Raw genomic sequence first — 6,978 nt, 5'->3', positions numbered from 1 at the left:
CTGCATTGATAGGCAATGCCAATGTGCAGCCGGACCAGTTGGATCTGACAGAGGCATTGCTGATGGCCATCGGCCAGACCGTCCGGCTTGAAAACGAAGGACAAATGGATGCGGTGACAGCCGTGTCCGGCTCTGGACCAGCCTACGTTTTCCACCTGATTGAGACGCTGGCCGCTGCCGGCGAAGCGCAGGGACTGCCGTCCGAACTTGCGATGCAATTGGCAAAGGCCACAGTTGGCGGTGCCGGCGAATTGGCAGAGGACTCCGATCAGACCCCCAGCCAGTTGCGCATCAACGTCACCTCGCCCAATGGCACGACGCAGGCCGCACTGGAGGTCTTGATGGATGCACGAACCGGGTTTCCGGCATTGCTTGAACGCGCCGTCAAAGCCGCTGCCGACAGATCACGGGAGCTTGCCAATGGCTGAGATTACGTTCGATGAATTTCTGAAGGTCGATGTGCGCGTCGGCACGGTTCTGCGGGCAGAGCCGTTTCCAGAGGCCCGTAAACCTGCGATCAAGCTTTGGATCGATTTTGGCGATGGGATCGGCGAAAAAAAGACCTCAGCCCAGATCACCGCCCATTACATGCCTGAAACGCTGGTCGGCCGTCAGGTCATGGCGGTTGTCAACTTTCCGCCACGCCAGATCGGGAAATTCATGTCCGAAGTTCTGGTGCTGGGAATGCCCGACAAAAACGGAGAGGTCGTCTTGGTCGGCCCCGACCACGACGTGCCAATCGGAGGGCGACTGCATTGAAAAAACTTCTCATTACACGCCAACTCCCGGAGGCAAACCTGGCTACCGCCCGCACGCGCTATGATGTGACGGTCCGCAGGGAAACCGTCGGATTGACTGTCGCAGAGGCGCAGGCGGCCCTGGCCGCATATGACGCGATCCTTGTGACTTTGGGCGACCAATTCACCGAAGAAGCATTTTCTGGCAATCTCCGCTGCGGCGTGCTGGCGAATTTTGGCGTTGGCTACAATCACATCGACGCAGATGCTGCGGCGAAGGCTGGCGTGGCTGTGTCCAACACGCCTGATGTTGTCACCGACGCCACCGCCGATATTGGCATGACCTTGATTCTGTCCGCCTGCCGTCGCGCGGGAGAGGGCGAGCGGTTGGTGCGCGCGGATAAATGGACCGGATGGGAGCCGACGCAAATGCTCGGCACCCATGTCACTGGCAAGACCGTTGGGATCGTTGGCATGGGCCGTATCGGGCAGGCTGTCGCGCGCCGCTGTCACTATGGCTTTGAGATGCCGGTGCTCTACTTCAACCGCTCGCAAAAATCGGTTGAATTTCCGGCACGTCAGATGGACAGCCTGCAATCGCTTATGGCGCAGGCGGATATTATTGTCGTGACAGTACCGGGCGGCGGTGCGAACACAGCGTTGATTGATGTGGATGCTTTGGCAGCGATGAAGCCCACGGGTATCTTCGTGAACATTGCCCGTGGTGATGTGGTGGACGAACCTGCGCTCATCAAGGCTCTGGCAAACAGACAGATCGGCGGGGCCGGTCTGGATGTCTATGCCAAAGAACCCCGGGTGCCCGATGCATTGCGCGCGCTTGAGAACGTCGTTCTTTTGCCGCACCTTGGCACGGCCGCCTTGGAAGTTCGCGAGGCGATGGGCCAAATGGCGCTTGATAATATCTTTGCATGGGACGACGGGCGCCCGCTGCCGCAGGCCGTTTGACACGTCGGCAAGGGCTGGCAAAGCGGTGAAACAGGCAACTGCGCGCATGCTGCCGGCGTCTGGGTGCCTATGGGTCGGGTCTGGCCCGGTCGGCTTTCTTGCGAACCAATGTCTCGCGCAGGTCATGCATCGCAAGCAGAAGCTGATCGGTGACCTGCGCAAGCTGCGCATCATTTGCCTTCGTTTGCGCCCACTGACTGGCGTAGTTGATCTGGTCAATGGTGCGATGGATGTCATCAACCTCACGGCCCGACAAAACGGCAAGGCGCGCGTCGATCCAGTCTTGAATGGCCGCACGTTCCCCCGCCGTGAGAATATGATCCCCCTGCGCCTTGAAATCCGCGCGGTTGGTGTTCACGATCGCAATCTGCTCAAATGCGAGGCGGCGGTGACGGCTGTCATCGCCCATGCGAAAGACAACAGCGCCATTGTCGCGCACGCGAAAGTAGAGGTCGGGCAGCTCTGTCATGACAGGCCCTTGCAAAAGTCGATAATGCGCTGGCAGGCTTCTTTGAGCGCCGCATCCGAGGTCGCATAGCTGACGCGGAAATTGGGGCTTAGACCGAAGGCCGCGCCAAAGACGACGGCGACACCGGTATCTTCCAGCAAAGCGGTCGCAAAGGTTTCATCATTGTCAATGCGTTTGCCCTGTGTGGTGGTTTTGCCAATGCAGCCCGCAATCGACGGGTAGACGTAAAACGCCCCTTCAGGATTGGGGCAAACAATGCCCGGTGCTTGGTTCAGCATCGACACAACCAGATCACGGCGGCGCGCAAAGATCACATTATTGGGGGCAAGGAAGTCCTGAGGACCGTTCAAGGCCTCCAATGCGGCGTTCTGACTGATCGAACAGGGGTTCGAGGTGGATTGCGATTGCACTTTGCGCATGGCCTTAATCAGAACTTCCGGCCCGGCGGCATAGCCAATGCGCCAACCGGTCATCGCATAAGCTTTGGACACACCATTCACCGTCAGAGTGCGGTCGTAAAGCCGCGGTTCAACCTGCGCCGGGGTGCAGAATTTGAAATCATCATAGGCCAGATGTTCATACATATCGTCAGTCATAACCCAGACATGCGGGTGGCGCATCAGGACATCCGTGAGCGCTTTCAGCTCATCCCTGCTATAGCCCGCGCCGGTTGGGTTGGACGGCGAGTTGAACAAGAACCATTTCGTATTGGACGTGATCGCGGCCTCAAGCTGGTCGGCGGTGATCTTGAAGTTCGCCTCCAGACTTGCCTCTACCGTGACGGGAGTGCCACCTGCCAAAAGGACCATATCGGGATAGCTGACCCAGTAGGGGGCGGGGATGATGACCTCATCACCGGGATTTAGCGTTGCCATGAACGCGTTGTAAAGCACTTGCTTGCCGCCCGTGCCGACGGTGACCTGTGGCGGGGCATATGTCAGGTCGTTGTCGCGGGCAAATTTTGCGCAGATCGCCTCCTTCAACTCAGGAATGCCATCAACGGCAGTGTATTTGGTTTTGCCCGCCGCAATCGCGGCGACAGCGGCGTCCTTGATGTTTTGCGGCGTGTCAAAGTCCGGCTCACCTGCACCCAGTCCGATCACGTCGCGCCCGGCGGCCTTCAGCTCTTGGGCCTTTGTGGTCACAGCGATCGTGGGAGACGGTTTGACGCGGTTGAGTGTCGCAGAGAGAAATGTCATCTGGGGGCTCCGGTGGTATCTGAGGTGCAACCGTGACATAGGATGCAAAGGCGCGCCGACGCAAGCGCCAAGGAGATTTTGATGACCAATGAGCAAGGCTGGTTCAGCGACGATACTGCAACATTCGGCGACCGCCTTGCCGGTGCGCGCGAGGCGGCTGGTCTGTCGCAAGCGAGCTTCGCTGCAAAAATCGGTATTCGCTCCAGTGTTGTTGTGAGTTGGGAAAATGACCTCAAGGAACCACGGGCCAATCGTCTGCAAATGATGGCCGGTATTCTTGGCGTGTCGATAAGCTGGCTTTTGACTGGGGAAGGCGAAGGGCCGGATCATCCTGACGATCTGGAAGAAATCAACATTGATCTGCTTGAAATGCTTGCTGAAATGCGCACATTGCGAGGCCAGATCGCGCAATCGGGTGAAAAGCTTGGTCGGCTTGAAAAGCGCTTGCGCACCGCATTGAAAGACACCGTATGACCGAAACCAGAGACACCAAGATCAAGCGTTTGCGGATGCGGTCGATGCGGCGCGGTATCAAGGAGATGGATTTGATCTTGCAGGCGTTCGCGGATGAAAATCTGAATCGGTTTTCGGATGATGCGCTTGATCTTTATGACCAGCTATTGTCTGAAAACGATCACGACATTTATGGATGGATCGGGGGGCAAATTGCGGTACCCGAACCCTATTTGAATCTTGTCACAAAGATCGCGGCAGGGGCGCAAGGCGTGACCAGACCGCATTGAAACGGGCCTGCAGATTTAGCCGATCAGACTTAACAGTTTCTTGGTGATTTCAATTTATCCCTATCTTTAGTCAAAGAAGGTGAAATTGAAATGACACTGCACAGCGATGTGGGCGATCTGGGGAAAAGCGGACTTTCGGACGCGAAAACGGCTGTCTTCATGGACAGCTATCTTGAAGCGCTCACACTTGTGGAACGGCTTCATCGGTTGTTGCTTGATGTCATCAAGGATGAATTCGAACGCATTGGTTTGCTTGAAATAAACCCGGTACAGGCACTGCTGCTTTTCAACGTGGGTGACAATGAAGTGACTGCGGGTGAATTGAAATCGCGCGGGTATTATCAAGGCTCGAATGTGTCCTACAATCTCAAGAAATTGGTAGACGCCGGCTATATGCATCACGAACGCAGCGAAATTGATCGCAGGTCCGTGCGCGTCCGACTGACAGAGAAAGGCCGCGGTGTGCATCTTGTGGTATCAAAGCTCTTCAAAACACATGCAGAAGGGTTGATTGCGCGCGGTGTGCTCGATCAAACAGGTGCTGAAGACATCACAGCGGCCTTGCGACGGGTTGAGCGCTATTGGACAGAGCAGATCCGATATATTTACTAAGTTTTGGTGTTTTTGTCCTTAATTGGGCCTTAATTGTCCGGCAACAGGATGCACACCTATAGGTTGTTTTGTTAACGAGGTTATCGGTTCGAAAGGCCGGCACGCTAGAGTGCCGGCCTTTCTATTTTGATACCGTCGAAGAAATGATTGTGCCTAGCTTAACGGGTCTGTGCCAATGTCTTGTTGCGGCGGTCAATTTCATCAAATTCAGCTTGGCCGATGACAAGGCTCGCCAATTCACGCAGGAGCTTGCGCTCCATCGCCTGCGCATAGGCTTCATATCCGAGAGCCACTTCAACGAAGGCCCCTGGGCCGCGTATGACGTTTTCGCGGTAGTAGGACGATAGCTGTTTGATGTCGAGGAACCGTTCATCGTCTCCTCCCAGATCGCCGACGCCAATCACCAAACCATTGACCACGACGCCGGAAGGGCGCTGGCTATCGCCGATCCGCTGCGGCAGCGGTCCGACATTTGTGACGCCATCCCCCGAAAGATCGAGTGTTCGTTTCCAGCATTCTGTCTGCGTGGACAGGTAGTCATAGCCCGCAAGAATGGCCGAACCGATTGCGGTTTGCGGCGCGCGCACACCACGCTTGTGACCGCGCAGCAATGCGGAAACGCGGGCCAGATCAGCGGGCGTTACAATCTCGCTCCAAGGGACGATCACCGTCTGGTTGACGGGACCACTCCATTCAAAGACATGCAGGCGGATCGGTGCTTCGGGTTGCAAAAAGAACAGGTCTTGCACGGCCGGAGCATTGAGTGCAGCGACCACCCCGTCAAGTTGCAGTTGGTATTCCTGTTCATCAACAGACCCGGACACGTCCAGTCCAAGTGTAGTTGCCTGCCGGCACGCGGCTTGCGCCACTTCGGGCAAAAACAAAAGGAAAACCAATAGACGGATCATCCGCGCGCCTCACCGTTGATGATGGCTGCGCGCCCGATGACTTGGGCGGACAGTTCTCGGATCAACTTGCGCCGCATGGCCGCTTCGAAATCGGCAAAGCCGTTGGCGACTTCGACAAATGCCAACGGACCACGGATCACCTTGCTGTCATAGTAATCCAGCGCCGCGTTATTGTCGGTCTGAATAACGAGCCCGTTCACAGTGACCCCTTCAAATGGGAATGTTGCATAGACGCTCTGCGGGCCAAAACCTGCGTTATTGGCACCATCCCCTGCCATATCAATCGTCTGAAGTGAACAGGCAGGCGCTTTTTGCAGCATCACTGACGCATGCGCCAGCGCATAGCCCATGGCGGTCGGCAAACCGCGGGCCGATCGGCTGCTGGCGGTCAGGCCGGCCGCGACACCCTCGAGATCAGCGGGGTTCTCGATTATCACCCAGTCAATCAGATTTGTCTGATGACCCCGCCCGCTCCATTCGAAAATTTGCAAGGCAACAGGATCAGCGCCCAGGAAAAACGCATCCTGCACGTCGGGCGACAACAGCGCGCGGGCCAACCCGTTGCGCTGCAAGCGATCCTCGGCCTCATCGACGGACGACGACACGTCCAGCGCCAGAACCAAGGCCAAGCGGCACGCCTCAGCCGGCGTTGCCAGCAAATTGCACGCAGTGATGAGGCCTGCCTTTACCAATGCCCGGTATTTTCCATGTTTGACCAAGGCTCAGCAGGCGGCAAATCATCGCCTTCTTGCAGCAATTCAATTGAGATGTTGTCGGGTGAGCGGACAAAAGCCATATGCCCACAGCGTGGCGGACGGTTGATCGTGATACCATTGTCCATCAGGTGCTGGCATGTCTGATAAATATTGGGCACGCGATAGGCCAAATGCCCAAAATGCCGGCTGTCGTCAGGCAGCGCATTATCACCATCCCAATTATATGTCAGCTCAATCGGGCATTCCTCCTGGCCGGGTGGGGCCATGAAGACAAGCGTGAAGCGGCCACGCTCATTGTCAAAACGGCGGGTCTGTTGAAGGCCGATCAGCGTGAAAAAGGCGATGGATTCCTCAAGGTTCTTCACGCGCACCATCGTGTGCAGGTATTTCAATGACATAAGCGGTCCTTTGCAATCTGTTCAGCAAAGAGACTAGCGCCATGGGCGCGGCAGTAAACGTCAAAAAGTCACGAAAAGTACCTCTGGCAGTGCCTTGGGTTCTGCCCGCGTTAGGCAAGGCCAAGGTGTTAAGGCGTCCAACCCTCGACTGGACCAGTCCCGCTTTCGTGCCGCTCCCGGTGCTCGTTTAAGCCACTTTTCGTTCGAAGGCGACAGGGCTTTTCCAGCCC

11 protein-coding genes are annotated in these 6,978 nt (G+C 56.6%); 6 read left to right on the top strand and 5 right to left on the bottom strand.

The features are described 5' to 3' along the window. The 3 genes from ACFDSS_RS12585 to ACFDSS_RS12575 all read left to right on the top strand — a co-directional run. Positions 1-428 (top strand): pyrroline-5-carboxylate reductase dimerization domain-containing protein (locus ACFDSS_RS12585; RefSeq protein ID WP_375256084.1); only part of this gene is annotated, 428 nt, incomplete at its 5' end. Next, positions 421-759 carry a tRNA-binding protein gene (locus tag ACFDSS_RS12580; RefSeq protein ID WP_375256083.1) on the top strand — a complete coding sequence of 113 codons (339 nt, stop codon included), beginning with the start codon at positions 421-423 and terminating at the stop codon, positions 757-759. The genes ACFDSS_RS12585 and ACFDSS_RS12580, both read left to right, overlap by 8 nt. Continuing rightward, positions 756-1,703, top strand: a complete 948-nt coding sequence (locus ACFDSS_RS12575; RefSeq protein WP_375256082.1) for a 2-hydroxyacid dehydrogenase — start codon at positions 756-758, stop codon at positions 1,701-1,703. The genes ACFDSS_RS12580 and ACFDSS_RS12575 overlap by 4 nt, the downstream gene beginning before the upstream one ends. 67 nt (positions 1,704-1,770) lie before the next feature. On the opposite strand, the gene ACFDSS_RS12570 is transcribed toward ACFDSS_RS12575, so the two are convergent. Both ACFDSS_RS12570 and ACFDSS_RS12565 read right to left on the bottom strand, forming a co-directional pair. Next, positions 1,771-2,172: a hypothetical protein gene (locus ACFDSS_RS12570; RefSeq protein ID WP_375256081.1), complete on the bottom strand. Its 402-nt coding sequence runs from the start codon at positions 2,170-2,172 to the stop codon at positions 1,771-1,773. Further along, positions 2,169-3,371 carry a pyridoxal phosphate-dependent aminotransferase gene (locus tag ACFDSS_RS12565; RefSeq protein ID WP_375256080.1) on the bottom strand — a complete coding sequence of 401 codons (1,203 nt, stop codon included), beginning with the start codon at positions 3,369-3,371 and terminating at the stop codon, positions 2,169-2,171. Before ACFDSS_RS12565 ends, ACFDSS_RS12570 begins: the two co-directional genes overlap by 4 nt. Before the next feature lie 81 nt (positions 3,372-3,452). On the opposite strand from ACFDSS_RS12565, the gene ACFDSS_RS12560 reads away from it, so the two are divergent. From ACFDSS_RS12560 to ACFDSS_RS12550, 3 genes are all read left to right on the top strand, one after another. Continuing rightward, complete coding sequence (locus tag ACFDSS_RS12560; protein WP_375256079.1) at positions 3,453-3,845, top strand: helix-turn-helix domain-containing protein; 393 nt, start codon at positions 3,453-3,455, stop codon at positions 3,843-3,845. Further along, complete coding sequence (locus ACFDSS_RS12555) at positions 3,842-4,114, top strand: succinate dehydrogenase assembly factor 2 (RefSeq protein ID WP_375256078.1); 273 nt, start codon at positions 3,842-3,844, stop codon at positions 4,112-4,114. Before ACFDSS_RS12560 ends, ACFDSS_RS12555 begins: the two co-directional genes overlap by 4 nt. 90 nt (positions 4,115-4,204) lie before the next feature. Then, positions 4,205-4,726 carry a MarR family winged helix-turn-helix transcriptional regulator gene (locus tag ACFDSS_RS12550; protein WP_375256077.1) on the top strand — a complete coding sequence of 174 codons (522 nt, stop codon included), beginning with the start codon at positions 4,205-4,207 and terminating at the stop codon, positions 4,724-4,726. 158 nt (positions 4,727-4,884) lie between these two features. On the opposite strand, the gene ACFDSS_RS12545 is transcribed toward ACFDSS_RS12550, so the two are convergent. From ACFDSS_RS12545 to ACFDSS_RS12535, 3 genes are read right to left on the bottom strand one after another with little or no spacing between them, the layout of a single operon-like run. Then, positions 4,885-5,634, bottom strand: a complete 750-nt coding sequence (locus ACFDSS_RS12545; RefSeq protein ID WP_375256076.1) for a DUF1194 domain-containing protein — start codon at positions 5,632-5,634, stop codon at positions 4,885-4,887. Continuing rightward, on the bottom strand, positions 5,631-6,263 hold the full coding sequence (locus ACFDSS_RS12540; RefSeq protein WP_375256075.1) for a DUF1194 domain-containing protein: 633 nt from the start codon (positions 6,261-6,263) through the stop codon (positions 5,631-5,633). The genes ACFDSS_RS12545 and ACFDSS_RS12540 overlap by 4 nt, the downstream gene beginning before the upstream one ends. 56 nt (positions 6,264-6,319) lie before the next feature. Then, on the bottom strand, positions 6,320-6,748 hold the full coding sequence (locus ACFDSS_RS12535) for a VOC family protein (protein ID WP_375256074.1): 429 nt from the start codon (positions 6,746-6,748) through the stop codon (positions 6,320-6,322). Between the last annotated feature and the right edge of the window lie 230 nt (positions 6,749-6,978).

This window comes from Yoonia sp., from assembly GCF_042093035.1.
Taxonomy (GTDB): Bacteria; Pseudomonadota; Alphaproteobacteria; order Rhodobacterales; family Rhodobacteraceae; genus Yoonia.
Note: the sequence above shows the minus strand (reverse complement) of the source record. Positions and strands in the feature narration are given on the sequence as shown.